The sequence below is a fragment of the Streptomyces sp. NBC_00344 genome, assembly GCF_036088315.1.
In the GTDB taxonomy this organism is placed as follows: domain Bacteria; phylum Actinomycetota; class Actinomycetes; order Streptomycetales; family Streptomycetaceae; genus Streptomyces.
On the sequence record NZ_CP107996.1, the window covers coordinates 744,859 to 760,352 of the forward strand.

General features: G+C 69.2%; 15 protein-coding genes. 4 read left to right on the top strand and 11 right to left on the bottom strand.

The window, feature by feature from the left end; genetic code table 11:
* From OHS16_RS03470 to OHS16_RS03480, 3 genes are all read right to left on the bottom strand, one after another.
* On the bottom strand, positions 1 to 1,785 hold the full coding sequence (locus OHS16_RS03470; protein WP_328535655.1) for an ATP-binding protein: 1,785 nt from the start codon (positions 1,783 to 1,785) through the stop codon (positions 1 to 3).
* Positions 1,786 to 2,032: 247 nt separating this feature from the next.
* Positions 2,033 to 2,557: a peptide-methionine (S)-S-oxide reductase MsrA gene (gene msrA / locus OHS16_RS03475; protein ID WP_328535656.1), complete on the bottom strand. Its 525-nt coding sequence runs from the start codon at positions 2,555 to 2,557 to the stop codon at positions 2,033 to 2,035.
* Positions 2,558 to 2,862: 305 nt separating this feature from the next.
* Positions 2,863 to 3,432, bottom strand: coding sequence for a TetR/AcrR family transcriptional regulator (locus OHS16_RS03480; protein ID WP_328535657.1), 570 nt, complete (start codon positions 3,430 to 3,432; stop codon positions 2,863 to 2,865).
* Positions 3,433 to 3,521: 89 nt separating this feature from the next.
* On the opposite strand from OHS16_RS03480, the gene OHS16_RS03485 reads away from it, so the two are divergent.
* Entirely contained in the window at positions 3,522 to 5,033 is a 1,512-nt protein-coding gene (locus OHS16_RS03485) for an MFS transporter (protein ID WP_328535658.1), read from the top strand.
* A gap of 185 nt (positions 5,034 to 5,218) precedes the next feature.
* Here the strand turns inward: OHS16_RS03485 and OHS16_RS03490 are convergent, their stop codons facing one another.
* Positions 5,219 to 5,731: a methylated-DNA--[protein]-cysteine S-methyltransferase gene (locus OHS16_RS03490; RefSeq protein ID WP_328535659.1), complete on the bottom strand. Its 513-nt coding sequence runs from the start codon at positions 5,729 to 5,731 to the stop codon at positions 5,219 to 5,221.
* A gap of 260 nt (positions 5,732 to 5,991) precedes the next feature.
* Here OHS16_RS03490 and OHS16_RS03495 point away from each other — a divergent pair, with 260 nt between their 5' ends.
* The gene (locus tag OHS16_RS03495) at positions 5,992 to 6,420 is read left to right on the top strand and encodes a hypothetical protein (protein ID WP_328535660.1); all 429 of its coding nucleotides are present in this window, start codon (positions 5,992 to 5,994) and stop codon (positions 6,418 to 6,420) included.
* A gap of 109 nt (positions 6,421 to 6,529) precedes the next feature.
* Positions 6,530 to 7,084 carry a TetR/AcrR family transcriptional regulator gene (locus OHS16_RS03500; RefSeq protein WP_328535661.1) on the top strand — a complete coding sequence of 185 codons (555 nt, stop codon included), beginning with the start codon at positions 6,530 to 6,532 and terminating at the stop codon, positions 7,082 to 7,084.
* Between the two features lie 122 nt (positions 7,085 to 7,206).
* On the opposite strand, the gene OHS16_RS03505 is transcribed toward OHS16_RS03500, so the two are convergent.
* The 3 genes from OHS16_RS03505 to OHS16_RS03515 all read right to left on the bottom strand — a co-directional run bounded on the left by OHS16_RS03505 (position 7,207) and on the right by OHS16_RS03515 (position 10,184).
* Positions 7,207 to 7,872 (bottom strand): TetR/AcrR family transcriptional regulator, encoded by a 666-nt coding sequence (locus OHS16_RS03505; protein WP_328535662.1) that lies wholly within the window; start codon positions 7,870 to 7,872, stop codon positions 7,207 to 7,209.
* A 107-nt stretch (positions 7,873 to 7,979) separates the two neighbouring features.
* On the bottom strand, positions 7,980 to 9,167 hold the full coding sequence (locus tag OHS16_RS03510) for an MBL fold metallo-hydrolase (protein WP_328535663.1): 1,188 nt from the start codon (positions 9,165 to 9,167) through the stop codon (positions 7,980 to 7,982).
* 225 nt (positions 9,168 to 9,392) lie between these two features.
* Positions 9,393 to 10,184: an SGNH/GDSL hydrolase family protein gene (locus OHS16_RS03515; protein ID WP_328535664.1), complete on the bottom strand. Its 792-nt coding sequence runs from the start codon at positions 10,182 to 10,184 to the stop codon at positions 9,393 to 9,395.
* Positions 10,185 to 10,387: 203 nt separating this feature from the next.
* Between OHS16_RS03515 and OHS16_RS03520 the strand changes: the two genes are divergently transcribed.
* Positions 10,388 to 11,203 (top strand): tyrosine-protein phosphatase, encoded by an 816-nt coding sequence (locus OHS16_RS03520; RefSeq protein ID WP_328535665.1) that lies wholly within the window; start codon positions 10,388 to 10,390, stop codon positions 11,201 to 11,203.
* Between the two features lie 6 nt (positions 11,204 to 11,209).
* On the opposite strand, the gene OHS16_RS03525 is transcribed toward OHS16_RS03520, so the two are convergent.
* The 4 genes from OHS16_RS03525 to dxs form a co-directional block, all read right to left on the bottom strand.
* Positions 11,210 to 11,338, bottom strand: a complete 129-nt coding sequence (locus OHS16_RS03525; RefSeq protein WP_328535666.1) for a DUF6126 family protein — start codon at positions 11,336 to 11,338, stop codon at positions 11,210 to 11,212.
* 51 nt (positions 11,339 to 11,389) lie between these two features.
* Complete coding sequence (locus tag OHS16_RS03530; RefSeq protein ID WP_443042549.1) at positions 11,390 to 11,977, bottom strand: helix-turn-helix domain-containing protein; 588 nt, start codon at positions 11,975 to 11,977, stop codon at positions 11,390 to 11,392.
* Between the two features lie 69 nt (positions 11,978 to 12,046).
* Positions 12,047 to 13,444 (bottom strand): aspartate aminotransferase family protein, encoded by a 1,398-nt coding sequence (locus OHS16_RS03535; RefSeq protein ID WP_328535668.1) that lies wholly within the window; start codon positions 13,442 to 13,444, stop codon positions 12,047 to 12,049.
* Positions 13,441 to 15,321, bottom strand: a complete 1,881-nt coding sequence (dxs, locus tag OHS16_RS03540; RefSeq protein ID WP_328535669.1) for a 1-deoxy-D-xylulose-5-phosphate synthase — start codon at positions 15,319 to 15,321, stop codon at positions 13,441 to 13,443. The genes OHS16_RS03535 and dxs overlap by 4 nt, the downstream gene beginning before the upstream one ends.
* Positions 15,322 to 15,494: the final 173 nt, after the last annotated feature.

The window sequence follows — 15,494 nt, forward strand, 5'->3', positions numbered from 1 at the left end:
CTACTCCTTGAAGGTGTCGTCGTCAGTGTGCGGCGCGTCGTCGGGCTCCCGCTCCGGCTGCGCCTCGGCGAGGCTGATGCCGCGCTGGAACGCCGCCATGAGCCCCGGGTCGTGGACCGCCGGGTGCTCGTCCTCCGCGCGCGGCGCGGGAATGTCCTTGAGCTGGGGAACCAGGTGCTCCTGGCTCCGGCGTCTCGGCAGCTCCGGACGGTGTTGCGGGGCGCGGGCCGGGCCGGGGCCGGTGGCGGACGGGCCGGCGCGGCTGATCACCCCCGTGCCGCCGTCGGGCGGGGGCCCGTGATGGGCGCCCGGGAGGGCGGCAGCCGGGTTCGGCCGCTCCCCCCGTGCCTCGCGTACGGGCAGCGGCGCGGGCGGGGGCGTGAGCGGCCCGGACAGCGCGTCCGCAGCCGCCGGGGCACCGGCAGGCTGCTGCGGCCGGCGCGAGGAGGCAGCAGGCTCCGGCCGCTGCGGTGCAGGCTGCTGCGGTGCGCGGGCGGACGCCGGGGCGGGCTGAAGCCCTGTCTGGTCCGTCCCCAGCAGCCCGGCGGGCAGTACCAGCACAGCCTGCACACCGCCGTAGATATTGCTCTGCAGCCTGACCGAGATGCCGTGCCTGCGCGCCAGGGCCGAGACGACGTACAGACCGATCCGCCCGTCCTGGAGCAGATGGCCGACGTTGACCTGGTCGGGGTCGGCGAGCAGGGCGTTCATCCGGTTCGTCTCGGTGACCGACATGCCGAGGCCCCGGTCCTCGACCTCAACGGCGAGCCCGGAGGTGACGCGCTGGGCCCGCAGCAGCACCTGGGTGTGCGGGGCGGAGAACACGGTGGCGTTCTCGACCAGCTCGGCCAGCAGATGGATCACGTCGGCGACGGCGTGCCCGCGCAGGGTGCCGTCGATGGGCGGTACCAGCTTGACCCGCGGATACTGCTCGACCTCGGCGATCGCGGAGCGCATCACCTCGGTGAGCGTCACCGGGTTGGACCACTGACGCCGGGAGATCGCACCGCCGAGAACGGCGAGGTTCTCCGCATGCCGGCGGATGCGGGTGGCCAGATGGTCGACGTGGAAAAGACCCTTGAGCAGTTCGGGGTCCTCTACCTGGTTCTCCAGCTCGTCGAGCAGCTGGATCTCGCGGTGTACCAGCGACTGCAGGCGGCGGGCGAGATTGACGAAGACTTCGACCTTCTGCTCGTCGACCACGCTGCTGGAGAGCTGGGACGCCTGGACCACGGAGGCCATGGCGACCTCCTGCGCGCGGGCGAGCTCCTGGGCGAGCAGGTCGAAGGCGTCACCCCGGGAGGAGCCGTTCGGTGCGGGTCGTCCGGCGGGCAGGGTCTCCCCGCGCCGGAGCCGGTCGACCACGGACCGCAGATCGGCCTGGCTGTGCGCGCTGGCGCGGCGCAGCACATTGCACCGGTCGAGCACCGTTCTGGCGACCCGGTCGGCGCCCAGCGCCGCGGCGGCCATCGCTGCCGCGGCGAGGGCCGCGCAAGCGGCAAGCACCCCGCGCAGCGCTGCCGAAGGATGCACTCCGGCGGAGTGGATCGTGAACACGACGGCCGCTGTGCCGCTGAGCGCCGCGACGACGGTCGGCAGTATGGCGGTACGCAGCAGCTGTGGCCGTATGCGGGCCTCGGGTGCGGGTGGTACGGATCGGGGTCGGCGGGGAGCGGACGGAGCCGGGCCGGCACCCGGCGGGGGGACGGGACGGGTGGCCGTCCGTCCGTGCCGTCCGCCTTCCGGGCGGTCCGTCCGCGCAGCGGGTGCGCGAAGATGAGACATCAGCGTCCTCGGTACGTGGGATACCAGGGCTCACCGACAGGGATCCAACTCGTTGGGCGCGTCTCCCTGTTGATCAGCAGCCACTCACAGTAGTCGCCACGCCGTCACGCTCGATGCGCAGTTGCCGAACTTGCGCGCCCAGCGTCCCGCTCTGGTATGAGAGTTCGTACGCACGCCCGAAAATTATGCCGATGTCACACGGTGGCCGACGCGTCCCCGTCCGGCGCGCCGGCCTGCGGCACCGGTCTCACTGCGCGGCGGCGCCGTCCCTGTGGGGGAGCTTCCACTCCGGCCGCACGAAGTGGCAGGTGTAGCCCTCCGGGTAACGCTCCAGGTAGTCCTGGTGCTCGGGCTCGGCCTCCCAGAACGGCCCGGCGGGCGCGAGCTCGGTCACCACACGCCCCGGCCACAGCCCGGACGCCTCGACGTCGGCGATGGTGTCCTTGGCGACGAGCCTCTGCTCCTCGCTCGTCCAGTAGATGCCGGACCGGTAACTGGTGCCGATGTCCCCGCCCTGGCGGTTCGGCGTGGTCGGGTCGTGAACCTGGAAGAAGAACTCCAGGATGGTGCGGAACGTCGTCTTCTCCGGGTCGAAGATGATCTCGATCGCCTCGGCGTGCGTGCCGTGGTGGCGGTATGTCGCGTCGGGCACGTCACCACCGGTGTAGCCGACACGCGTGGAGACCACGCCGGGGTAGCGGCGAACCAGGTCCTGCATGCCCCAGAAGCAGCCTCCGGCGAGCACCGCCCGCTCAGTCGATGTAGTCGTCATATCGATCTTCCGCCTCCGATCAGGTCGGCCCAGGGTCAAGCAAAATGGGCTTCGCAGCCCATAATATCAGGTGACGAGCGAAGGCCGGTTCTGGAGAACATCCGCACAGCGGTTCACCGGTGAAAACGTTCACGGTCGTGGACCGCGCGCCACTGCCGCGCGCGGAACCGGGAGATCACCGTCCCGGAAATCACCGCCCCGGAGAGCGGTGAAGCAGGCGTGGACCCGTTCGACGGCTTGGGATCCCCGCACGCTTCGCGTTGCGTGGCGAGCACCCGGCAGACGCCGGCGGCGTGCTGCCGCGCTCAGCGCACCAGGGGAAGGAAGATCGTGTCGACGATCTCCTCGAGGACGTGATCGGCCGCGGGTGCGAAGGTCGTGAGGAATTCGTGGCGCAGCAGGTCGAAGGGGAGGGACTTGATGCGCCCGGTGAGGCGTTCCGGGCTGACTTCGCCGCGCTCGACGGCCCGGTCGAAGAGCGTGTCGACAGCTTCCTTGCGCCCGGTCGTGAGGGGGTCGGCCAGGTCACTGGGGCGCGTTCCGGTCGCCTGGTAGTAGGCGGCCAGATGCGCGATCATGACGGTGGCGAGCTGCACACGAGTGCCGTTGATCTCCCGCATGAGGGTGAGGACGTCCTCGCGCAGGCTTCCCGTGTCGGGAATGTCCAGGCGGGACTCCTTCAGGGTGTGGACGATGGCCGCCCGGACGAGTTCGTCGCGGTCCGACCAGCGGCGGTACAGCACGGGCGGACTGGTACCCGCCCGCTTGACGACGGCATCCATGGTGAACCTGGCGTAGCCGTGGACGGCGAGTTCTTCCCAGGCCGCATCGAGAAGAGCCTTCTCCAGTGCCGCCCCGCGGCGCCGCTCGGGCATCCGTACTCCCTTGGATAGATTTGCCTTTCTTATTTTAGCGCCTTACCCTGACCCTCGTAAGATAGACCTCTATATCTTAGGTGGTGTTCGTGAGCACTCATAACGGAACCGGACCCGCACTCGCGGCGGTTCGCTCCCCTGACTCGCCCCGGTCGTTGCGCGAGGCATGGGTGGCCCTGGCCGGACTGTCGGCAGTCTTTCTGTTCGAGATGCTGGATAACTCGATCTTGAACGTCGCACTGCCCACGATCGGACGCGAGTTGCACGCTTCGACGCTCGCCCTGCAGTGGGTGACGGGCGCGTACGCGATCACGTTCGGCGGGTTGATGCTGGTCTTCGGCGCGATGGCCGACCGGTTCGGCCGGCGGCGGATCATGCTCGTCGGCCTGGTACTGCTCGGCGTTGCGAGTCTGGCGACCGCTTTCGTCACCACTGCGGAGCAACTGATCGCCGTCCGCGCGGTGACGGGCGCTGCGGCGGCCATGACGACCCCAGGGTCGATGGCGCTGGCTTTCCGACTGTTCGAAGGGGACAGCCTGCGCGTCCGAGCTGCGACCCTCATCTCGACCGTGGGGCTGGTGGGTCTCGCGATCGGCCCGACGGTGGGTGGCTTCGTGCTCGCGATCGCTCCGTGGCAGACGCTGCTGCTGGTGAACGTGCCGATCGCGGTGCTCGCATTCATCGGCGTACGCACAGGAATCGCGCAGGACGAAGCGGCTGGTCTCAACCGCGATCCGGTGGACATCCTCGGTGCGGTGCTGGGCACGGCGACGCTCGTGCCGACGCTCGTCGCGCCCACACTGTTCGTGAACGAGGGCACCGGTTCGTGGGAACCGTGGGCGGCCACCGCTGCTGCCGCCGCGGGGGCGTTTCTCTTCCTCTTCCGCGAGCTCACAGCGCGCCATCCGCTCCTCGACCTCCAGCTCGTCGCTCGCCCCCTGGTTTCGAGCGGCCTGGCCTACAAGGCCGCGGCCGGGCTGGCGACCGCCGGCCTCGGTTACCTGGTGACACTGCAACTCCAGCTCGACTGGGGATGGTCACCCGCGCACGCTGCCATCGGGATGCTGCCGCAGGTCGTTGTCCTCGTCGCGGGCGGTGTGTTCGTCAATCCGTTCGTGCAGCGTGTGGGTCTCGACCGGGCCGCATGGCTCAGTGCCTCAGCGGTCGTGTTCGGGCTCGCCGTCTACAGTCTGATGGGCAGCGTTGGATACGTATGGGTGGCGATCGCACTCGTACTCGTGGCCGCCGGGATGCGCGTGGTCGGCGTTGTCGCCGGGGTCAACGTGCTCCGTGGCCTGCCGAAGAATCGGACCACGATCGGCGCTGCGCTCACCGACACCGCCACCGAGGTCACCTCCGGCGTCGGCATCGCCGTCAGCGGCACCATTCTCGCGGGGCTGTTCACCGGCAACATCGCTACATCGAACTGGAGTACGCAGCAGACCGCGGACTTCCACGCGGCAGTCACGGTGTCCGGCCTCGTACTCACCACTGCGGCCGCGGCGCTCGTCGGCTGGGCGATCCTGCGCACGCGGGGCGCCACGGCCGGCCGGGCGAGCACATCCGTCGCCGACGCGATCGGCACCGAGACCGGGGCATGATGCCGGGCTGCGGCCGCGTTCGGACATGGAGCCTCGCAGCTCCATGCCGGCTCGGTAGCTGCGCGGGGTCTGCCCTGCACCGCACCACCGGGCACGGACGTCGGTGCCATGCCATTCACATCGACTGCGTTCATGCCACGGATTCAGTTCCAGCGAAGTACTGGTCGATCTCACGGGCCGGCCGGTCAGAAGAGCCTGGCGGACTCCTCCTCATCGGTTTCTTCCAGTTCGAGGAGCGTCTGCTTGCGCTTCAGCCCGCCCGCATAGCCGGTGAGTCTCCCGTCGCTGCCGACCACCCGGTGGCACGGCACGATGACGGAGATCGGATTATGACCGACGGCCCGGCCCACCGACTGCGCCAGGGCCTTGTTCCCGAGGCGTTCCGCTATGGCGCCATAGGTCGTGGTCTCACCGAAGGGAATCTCGTTGAGTACGGCCCAGACCCGCTCCTGGAGCGGGTCGCCGTCGGTCGCCGTCGGCAGGTCGAACACGGTCCGCCCGCCGTCGAGATACTCGCCGAGCTGGGCCCGCGCCCTGTCGAGGAGAGCGTCGTCCGCGACCGCGACCCTGGTGCCGAGGGACGCCTCGGACGGCATGTACCAGTGATGCGGGAAGTACAGGCCGGTGATCGCATCGCCCGAAGCCACCACCGTCACTTCGCCCAGCACTGTCACGACGACCGCATGGCGCGTATTCATGGTCCCGCTCCCTCCTTGTGCTGCGGATCCCCGGAGGGATTCCTCCGTCATTGAGCAGACGTTGTGGGGGTGCGGATTGTGAGGTCCGCAGCGGGCGCACGCACTGGACCCAGGTCGAACGCAGCCGCGGCCCGTTCGCGATGCCGCGCAGCCACCTCTCGGCCGGCCGGTGCCCCCTCCACTCCCCCGGCGAGTTCACCGGCCGGATACCTCACAGGCCTCCTGTTGACCATGCGGTCAACCGGCCTACTATTGACCGCATGGTCAATAGTGCTGGAAGAGATGCCTTCGCGTCGGTATCGCTCGCCTCCGCATCGCTCTCGAGGGTGAAGCAGTTGGTGGCCGCCTACGTGGTGGTGGCCTTGGGCACACTGGTGACTCTGGCCGTCCTGGCAACGACAGCACCGCATCTGGCGACCGACGAGGCATGGGGCCACGCCGTGATCGTCGCCGTCTTCGCGATCGTGCTGCCCCTGCGGACGCGCGCAGCACTCAGAGGGAGCCCCTCCGGCCTTCGCGCGCTCACCGTCATTGGAGGTGTCCTGCTGGTGGTGAATCTCCTCGAGGCCGCGCTGCCTGGCACCTTCCCCGCGTGGATGCGCGCGGAGATGCTCGTCATTGCCGCAATGATGCTGACCCTTGTGATCCTGTCGGTCCGGGTTCGCCGGGACCGCCGGACAGTCGCCTGAGGCCGGACCGATGAGCCACAGTGACCGCATGACCACTTCGTCCCCACGCACCGCGCGGTCGAGTGCACGTCGGCAGCGACTTGACGAGAAGCAGCGCCGGGCGCAAATCATGACCGCGACCCTGGAGGAACTCGCCGACCACGGCTACGGCGGCCTTTCGTTGACTCGTGTCGCCGAGCGGGCCGGCGTGTCCAAAGGCCTGATCTGGCACTACTTCGCCGACAAGGACGACCTGATGGAGTCCACCGCCAAGACGGCGGTGACCACCATCCGCGAACGCATCGCGAACTCGCTCGACCTGACCGAGCCCGTCCCGGACATCATCCGCGCGGCCCTGCACCGGGCCGCGGCCCTGACCCTCACCCACCGGGGAGAACTCGCCGCGCTGAACCACATCGTTCGCAATCTGCGTCACCCCGATGGCACGCCGCGCCTGACCCTCGACACCTACGAAACGACGTACCAAGCACAGGAATCACTGTTCCGACGCGGTCAGACCGAGGGAACCCTGCGTGGCTTCGACACCCGCGTGATGGCCATCACCTACCAAGGCGCGGTCGACATGATGATCGAGTACCTCGGAACGAAGCACCCCCACATCGACCCTGACGACTACGCCGACAGACTCGCAGACATCCTGCTCGCCGGCATCCAGCGAAGCTGATTCCGGTGGCGCAACGCCACCCGGTCATCGAAGCTCCCTTGTCCTGGTTCCAACGGCGTGCGGACGGAGGCCCGGCAGCCGGTGAAACCGTCGTTGGGATCCAGGGGATCAGGCCCTGCACATCAGCCCGGGCACACGTTCCGGGCCGACGGGCCGGTCTTCTCCGCCGTGCCGGTGGCGAACGACTCGACGTGGGCGAGCGCACCGTTCAGGGCCGCCCGCAGCGGCTCCACGCTCCCGGCCGCCTGGTTCAGAAGCATCCCGCCCTGGAACGCGGCCATGAGGACATAGGTCAGCCGGTCCGGATCCGCGTCGGCGGCGAGCTCGCCGCGGTCTCTCATCGCCCGCAGCCCCGCCCGGAAGAGGTCCTCCCAGCGCTCGAACCCGTCGGCCAGGTCGCCCCGGACGCCCGGCTCGTTCTTGAGCACCTCGCCGGCGAGGGATCCGTACGAGCAGCCGCCACGGCAGAGATCCTCCCGCTCGATGTACGAGTCGGCCCACAGCCGCAGCGCGGCGAAACTGTCGAGGTGGCCGAGTGCCGGGATCCGGTGAGCGCGGATCACCGAGTCCGCCCGCCACGCGATCACCGCGCGGATCAGGCTCTCCTTGGTGGGGAAGTGCCGGCTCAGCTGCGACCCGCTGACGCCTGTCGCCTTGCGGATGGCCTCGTTGTTGGTGTTCTGCACCCCGTGCTCATAGATGAGCAGCGCAGCCGCCTCGACGATGCGTTCGCGGGTGGCGAGGCCCTTGGGTGTGAGCCGCCGCACTGATGCTTCCATGCCTGCCATACGGCAAGCATAGACCGAAAAGGGGCCCGGCAGCCCATAAATGGCCGGTGCGCCGTGCCGGCGCAGATCGGGCGAAGGTACGTGAGCGGGGCGACGCCCCCCTTCGCCTAGTCGGTGGCGCCGGCGGTCTTGCGTACGACCGTCTGAGCATGCTCGGCGGGAGGCGGCCAGACCGGCCAGCCACGCTCGGGAGACGCTGCCACCTTGCGCCACCAGGGCGTCACGACATGCCCGGCGGCCGGCTCGAACGGCTCACCCGGGCGGGGTACGGCGGCGGAAACCCCGGCTCCGTGCGCCGCGAACAGCGTTCTCTCGGCCGGTTCCTCCCAGGGGTGGAAGGCCAGGTTGAACGTGCCCCAGTGAATGGGCAGCAGCACACCGTGCGGCCGCCCGCCCTGCAGGTCGAGGTGGGTGCGCACACCCTCTTCCGGTGTCATGTGGATGTCGGGCCAGTAGTCGCTGTACGCGCCGATCTGGATCATGGTGGCGTCGAAGGGCCCGTGTTCTGCGCCGATGTCACTGAAACCGGGGAAATAGCCGGTGTCCCCGCTGTGATAGATGCGGTGCTCGGGGCCGGCGACGGCCCAGGACGCCCAGAGGGTGTGCTGCTGGTTGCGCAGGCCGCGGCCGCAGAAGTGCCTGGCAGGCGTGGCGGTGAGACTGAGACCGCCCACCTTGGCGGTCTCGTTCCAGTCCAGCTCGCGCAGCCGGTCGGGGGAGACTCCCCAGCGCTCCAGATGCGCGCCCACGCCGAGCGGTACCGCGAAGACCGTGTCGGTGCCCGCGAGCGCGCGGATGGACGGGAGATCGAGGTGGTCGTAGTGGTCGTGGGAGATCACCACCACATCGACGGAACCGAGCGAGGGCAGCGGCACCGGAGCGGGGTGCAGCCGCTTGGGCCCCGCGAAGGAGAAAGGCGAACAGCGGTCGCCCCACACCGGGTCGAAGAGCACCCGCTGGCCGTCGATCTCGGCGAGCACGCTGGAGTGCCCCATCCAGGTCAGTCTCAGCCCGGAGACCGGAGGCTCGGCCAGATCGGCGATGGTCGTGGCGTGGACCGGCACCGTCCCGCCGGGGAACCTGAGGACCCTCTCCTCCTTGCGGAAGTAGACCTTGGCGAACTCCACCATGGAGGCGGAGGGCCTGGTGCTGGCTTCCACCGGATTGCGGAAGGTCCCATCCGCGAAGTTCGGGGAGCGACGGATACGCTCCATCCGCTCCCCGTCCGGGTCCGCGCCGAAGCCTTCCGGCCGCAGCGCGCGGAGCCGGGAACGCAGAGGACGGGAGTCGGGCACGGGGACCTCCAGGTGTTCGTTGTCGCTCTATTATGTGCGGCCGGTACGACACTGAGGGAATGCACCGGTGAACGATGAGGCCGTCCCCGGCGGCGGGCCGGTGGTCGTGGCACCGCGGACGCCGCCTTCAGCGGGTATTCACCACGGTCTGTCCACGGTCTGTCCCCAGCCGTTCTTCGCCGTCCGGGCGCGGTCATCAGAGGCGGTCACCCTGCCGCGCACGTCTCACAACGGGAGCAGATCCGGACGCTTGGCCGCGACATGGTCACCCGACGACTCACCGCGCAGCCGTCGTCCGATCCACGGCACCAGGTGTTCGCGCGCCCACTGGATGTTGTCCCGGCGCACCGCTGCCGAACCGCGTGGCGGCTCCGGCGGCCACGGCTGGTCCGGGTCCGCGGGTACCTCGAGGCCGAGGACCTGGGCGGCCCGCAACGCGACCCTGGTGTGCCCCTCCGGTGACAGATGCAGCCGGTCGGCGTCCCAGGCGCGCCTGTCCTGAACGGTCTTGAGCGACCAGAGGTCGAGCACCGGGCAGCCATGGCGTGCCGCGATCACCCTGACATGCTCGTTATAGGTCGCGATCTTGCCCCGCAGATGGCGCAGGACCGGGACACCCCGGGTGTCGAACCCCGTGGTCACCATGACGGTGCCGACCGAACCGCTGAGATCGGCGAGCGCCCGCTCGAAGCGCTCGGCCGCGCCGTCCGGGTCGGAGCCCGGGCGGATGATGTCATTGCCGCCGGCGGAGAAACTCACCAGGTCGGGGGCCAGCTCCTTGGCCCGCGGGACCTGCTCGTCGACAATCTGGTCCAGCAGGCGCCCTCGGACCGCGAGGTTCGCGTAGCGGAAGGTGTGTTCGGGGACACGGTCGTCGAGGAGTACCGCAAGGCGGTCGGCCCAGCCGACGAAGGTGCCGTCGGGTCCGGGGTCGCCGACACCCTCGGTGAAGCTGTCGCCGATCGCCGCGTACGACCCGATGATGTCCCTGTTTTTGAATGCCCAGTCGTCTGCCACAAACGCCCATCCTGCACCTCGCGTTGTGACCTACGCGACCGTATTTAGGGGGTGACAGGCCGTGAGAAAAGCCACCCGGCTTCTTTGGGTGAAGCCGGAATAAGCCGCCCGCCGGCCGACTCCCACCGGGACGTCCGGCCAGGAAACCGATGTCGTATCGTCAAAAACCGCAATGCCTGATCACACGCCCGGAGGAGCCCCCCGTGACGCAGCAGCTGCCGCAGGTCCCGTCGACCGAACCCGAGCTGGCCGGGGTGCGTAACTTCCGGGATGTGGGGGGACTGCCCACCGCGGACGGCAGGCGCGTCCGGCAGGGCCGGCTCTTCCGCAGCGGTCATCTGGCGCAGGCGACGGCCGCCGACGCCGCGTTCCTCTCCTCGCTCGGGCTGCACACGGTCTTCGACTTCCGCAATGCGGCCGACCAGGCCCTGGACGGTCAGGACGTGGAACTGCCCGGCGTGCGCAATGTGAACATCCCGCTCACCGACCCGGCGGACGGCTCGGAGTTCTGGAAGATGGTCCGCGACGGGAATCTCGGCGAGTTGCGCGAGATCCTGGGGGACGGCAGGGCGGCGGCCCGGATGGCCGCGTCCTACCGCTCCATCGTCAGGGACCGCACCACCGAGCACAGCCGGGTGCTGCACGCCCTGGCGGAGGACAGCGTTCCCGCCCTGATGCACTGTGCGGCGGGCAAGGACCGGGCAGGTCTCTCGATAGCGGTTTCACTGCTGGCGGTGGGTGTGGAGCGCGACGCCATCGAGGCCGACTACCTGAAGTCGAACGATCCCCGGCGCCGCTACCGCGTGAAGCGCGGCGACGAGTCGGCGGCGGCGCAGTCCCCCGAGGTGATGGAGCTGCTCAGTCCGCTCTTCGAGGCACGCGCCGCGTACCTGGACGCGGGTTTCGCCACGATCGAGGAGTTCTGGGGCACCACCGACCGCTATCTCACCGAGGGCCTGAAGATCGCTCCGGAGACCCGGGAGAAGCTGCGCGCCCGGCTGCTGGACGGTACGGCCTGAGCGCGACTACTGCCGGGCGCCCAGCGTGAACAGCAGAAAGACGAAACCTGCGAAGAGGTGTCCGGCCACCAGATAGGCGAAAAGCCGTACGACAAGCCCCCTGGGGAACTTCTTCTCCTCGTTCGTGACGGACATGACGCACCTCTCGTCCTTCGGTTCGGTGGGGTTCGGGGCTCCGGCCGGCGTTCAGTGCAGGTCCGGGCTCTGCAGCAGGGTGTGCACGAAGAGCAGCTCGGTCCCCGCACGGGTAGCGGCGGCGATCCGGTGCGGGGTCAGCGAGTCGAAGTGCGCGCTGTCCCCAGGCCCGAGTTCGTGGACGGCTTCGCCGAGGCTCAGCCGCAGCGTCCCTTCCAGGACGTACAGCCACTCCTCACCGGGGTGGACGCGTACCAGATCGCCCTGCGCCCCGAACGGCACCTGCACGCGCAGCGCCTGCAGAGCGCGTCCCGGCGCACCCGCCGTGTGGTAGGTCCAGCCGTCCGCTGCCACAGGCTCCCGGTCACCGCCACGGATGACGGGGTCACGCTCGGGCGGCGTCTCCCCGAGCAGCTCGGAGACCGTCGTACCGTAGATGCGGGTCAGGGAGAGAAGCATCGGCAGCGAAGGCTGCCTGGCGCCGGTCTCCAGTCGGGAGAGGTGCGCCGGGGAGAGGCCGGCCCTGCGGGCAGCGGCCTCCAGGGTGAGACGGCCGCGGCGGCGCATGTCGCGCAACCGTGGTGCGACATCGGGGAGCTCTTCGGCAGGAGCGGTCTCGGGCTTGCTCATGCCGTCCATTGAGACAGCGAAGTGCCTCAGAGGCAAATTTCTTGCCTCTGAGGCAAAATCGTCAGCCTGCCGGAGGGCTCATCGGTTGGCGACGGCCTGTTTCATCAGTGTCTTTCCGAAGTCCCACATCAGTCCGCCGCCTCCATGCGCGTCGTCCATCACCGCGGTGAAGGCCGCGACGAAGCGGTCCACCTCGGGCTCTCCGATGCCCAGTGGCGGAATCAGCTTGATCACTTCCAGATGGTCGCCGGAGACCTGGGTGAGGATCCGGTGCCTCTGGAGCAGCGGCACCACCACCATCTGCGCGAAGAGCCCCTTACGGGCCGCCTGGAGTACGGTCCACCGGCTGCGGAGCTTCAGCGACGAGGGGCGTCCGAACTCGATGCCGATCATCAGTCCCCGGCCGCGCACATCGTGCAACAGCTCGTACTTCGGGACGAGGGCGGCGAGCCGGTTTCTCAGCAGATCGCCGACGGCCCGCGCATTGGCCACGGTCTCCTCGTCCTCCATCACCGAGAGCACCGCGAGGCCCGCGGCCATGGCCTGGGCGTTGGAGCCGAAGCTGGCCGAGTGCACCAGCACGCGATCCATCGACGAGTAGACCTTTTTGAAGATCCAGTCCTTGCCGAGGGTCGCGCCGACCGGGACATACCCGCCGGACAGCGCCTTGGCCACACAGACCAGATCCGGCTCGACGCCGTCCTCGTGCTGATAGGCGTAGAAGTCGCCGGTGCGCCCGAGCCCCGTCTGTACCTCGTCGGCGATCAGCAGTGCCTTGTGGCGGTGCAGCAACTCCTGTGCCGCACGCAGGAATCCGGGCGGGGGCTCGAGCACCCCCTTGCCCTGGATGGGCTCGACGACGAAGCCTGCGACGTCTCCGCGCCGCAGTTCCGTTTCCAGAGCGGCCAGGTCGCCCATCTCGATCGCGGTGTCGGGCAGCAGCGGTGCGAAGCCGTCGCGGAATCCCTGCTCCCCGTTGACCGACAGCGATCCGGTGGTCAGCCCGTGGAAGGCGTGCGAGCAGTAGATGATCCTGGGCCTGCCGGTGGCGTACCGGGCGAACTTCAGCGCGGTCTCCACCGCTTCGGTGCCGCTGTTGCCGAAGAACACCCGGTCCAGGTGCGGTGAGTGGGCCAGTAGTCTCTCGGCGAGCAGGCCGGGCAGCGGCTGGCAGTCGAACCGGGTCAGATCCGCCAGTGACGCGTCCAGGACGTCGTGCAGCGCTTTGCGTACCACCGGATGGTGCCGGCCGAGCCCCATCACTCCGAAACCCGCGAGCATGTCGAGGTAGTCGTTTCCTTCGGCGTCCCAGAAATACGCGCCTTCGGCCCGTTCGTAGACCTTGTCGAAGCCGATGGTGTGGAGCATGCGCGGCAGCTGGTGGTTCAGGTACCTGGTATGCAGTTCATAGCGTTCGCCGCCCCGCTCGGCCAGCAGGGTGGCCAGGTCGAAGCCCTTCGGCGCGCCTTCCGTCATTCCGTCGTCTCCTTGGCTTCCAGTGCGGCGCTGATCCGTCCCGCGATCTCGACCGGCGTGAGCCCGATATCGGCCAGCAACTCACCGCGCTTGGCATGCGGGAGGAACTGCTCGGGAATTCCGAAGGTGCGCAGCGGTACGTCCACGCGGCCGTCGCGCAGTGCCTGCCCGACGGCCGAACCGACGCCGCCGCTGCGGCTGTTGTCCTCCGCGACGGCGACGATACGGTGTCCGGCCGCGAGCGGCGGCAGCTGTTCGTCGACCGGCTTGACCCATCGGGGATCGACGACCGTGCAGCCGATTCCCCGGCCCTCCAGCAGTTCGGCGGCCTGCAGACAGACCGGCGCGAGTACGCCGACGGCCACCAGCAGGACGTCGGGGCGCCCGGTCCGGCGCAGTACGTCGATTCCGCCCACCCGGTCGAGGGCTGCGATGGGCTCGCCCACCGACTCCTTGGGGAAGCGCAGCACCGTCGGTGCGTCGTTCACGTCGACGGCTTCCCGCAACTGGGCGCGCAGCTGATCGGCGTCACGCGGGGCGGCGATCCGGAGCCCGGGAACGGCCTGCAGGAGGGACATGTCCCACATGCCGTTGTGCGAGGCGCCGTCGGCCCCGGTCACCCCGGCCCGGTCGAGAACGAACGTCACCCCGCACCTGTGCAGGGCGGCATCCATCAGCAGCTGATCGAAGGCACGGTTGAGGAAGGTCGCGTACACGGCGACCACCGGGTGCAGGCCGCCGGTGGCGAGTCCGGCAGCCGAGGTGACCGCGTGCTGTTCGGCGATGCCGACATCCCAGGTCCGCTCGGGGAAGCGCTCGGCGAAAGCGGCGAGTCCCACGGGGTGCAGCATGGCGGCGGTGATGGCCACCACATCGGGCCGCTCGGCCCCGATCGCGGTGATCTCGTCGCTGAACACCGAGGTCCATGAGGCGCCGCCGGCCGGGGCGAGGGGCGCACAGGTCAGCGGGTCCATGACACCCACGGTGTGGAAGCGGTCGGCCTCGTCCTCAAGCGCGGGCCGGTACCCCCGGCCCTTCTCGGTCAGGCAGTGCACGAGCACCGGCCCGTGGAAACCTTTGGCCCGGGACAGCGCCGATTCGACGGCCTCGATGTCGTGGCCGTCTATCGGTCCGACGTACTTGAGTCCCAGATCCTCGAACATGCCCTGCGGTGCGACGGCGTCCTTGAAGCCCTTCTTCGCCCCGTGCAGCGATTCGTAGAGCGGCTGTCCCACGACCGGAGTGTTCTGGAGTACGTCCTTCCCCCAGGCCAGGAAGCGTTCGTAGCCGTCCGTGGTGCGAAGCGTGGTGAAGTGGTCGGCCAGACCGCCGATCGTCGGCCCGTAGGAGCGTCCGTTGTCGTTGACCACGATGATCAGAGGACGGTCCGCCGCCGCGGCGATGTTGTTGAGGGCCTCCCAGGCCATCCCGCCGGTGAGCGCTCCGTCGCCGGTGACGGCGACCACATGGCCGGACCTGCCCAGCACCTCGTTGGCCTTGGCCAGGCCGTCGGCCCAGCCCAGGACCGTGGACGCGTGGGAGTTCTCGATCACATCGTGCTCGGACTCCTCCCGCGACGGATATCCGGAAAGGCCGCCCTTGGTGCGCAGCTTCGAGAAGTCCTGCCGCCCGGTGAGCAGTTTGTGCACATAGCTCTGGTGGCCGGTGTCCCACAGAATGCGGTCGACCGGTGAGTCGAAGACACGGTGCAGCGCGATGGTGAGCTCGACCACCCCAAGGTTCGGTCCCAGATGGCCGCCTGTTCTGGCCACCGCGTGGATCAGGAACTCTCTGATCTCCCCGGCCAGTTCACCGAGTTCCGCCGCCGGCAGCGCCTTCAGTTCGCGCGGCCCCCGGATACCCTCCAAGATCGACACGCTCGGGCCCCTCTCGGGTGTCTGTTCAGCTCACTCCGGCACCGGGAACCCGGCGCCCTCCGTCCGCCGCTGCCGGAGATCCGGCTATGGAACGATCCGCACAACGGCCCCGGCCCCCTCCGCCGGCAGTGATCCGCGCCGCCGTGGGTGCGTCCGTGACGGCCGCTGCCGGC

Coding starts and splice junctions, on each gene's coding strand:
- OHS16_RS03480 (WP_328535657.1), bottom strand. CDS start 3,432: ATGCCCGAGCGGCGCCGCGGGGCGGCACTGGAGAAGGCTCTTCTCGAT.
- OHS16_RS03505 (WP_328535662.1), bottom strand. CDS start 7,872: ATGGCAGGCATGGAAGCATCAGTGCGGCGGCTCACACCCAAGGGCCTC.
- OHS16_RS03500 (WP_328535661.1), top strand. CDS start 6,530: ATGACCGCGACCCTGGAGGAACTCGCCGACCACGGCTACGGCGGCCTT.
- OHS16_RS03490 (WP_328535659.1), bottom strand. CDS start 5,731: ATGAATACGCGCCATGCGGTCGTCGTGACAGTGCTGGGCGAAGTGACG.
- OHS16_RS03470 (WP_328535655.1), bottom strand. CDS start 1,785: ATGTCTCATCTTCGCGCACCCGCTGCGCGGACGGACCGCCCGGAAGGC.
- OHS16_RS03535 (WP_328535668.1), bottom strand. CDS start 13,444: ATGACGGAAGGCGCGCCGAAGGGCTTCGACCTGGCCACCCTGCTGGCC.
- OHS16_RS03495 (WP_328535660.1), top strand. CDS start 5,992: ATGGTCAATAGTGCTGGAAGAGATGCCTTCGCGTCGGTATCGCTCGCC.
- msrA (WP_328535656.1), bottom strand. CDS start 2,557: ATGACGACTACATCGACTGAGCGGGCGGTGCTCGCCGGAGGCTGCTTC.
- OHS16_RS03530 (WP_443042549.1), bottom strand. CDS start 11,977: ATGGACGGCATGAGCAAGCCCGAGACCGCTCCTGCCGAAGAGCTCCCC.
- OHS16_RS03525 (WP_328535666.1), bottom strand. CDS start 11,338: ATGTCCGTCACGAACGAGGAGAAGAAGTTCCCCAGGGGGCTTGTCGTA.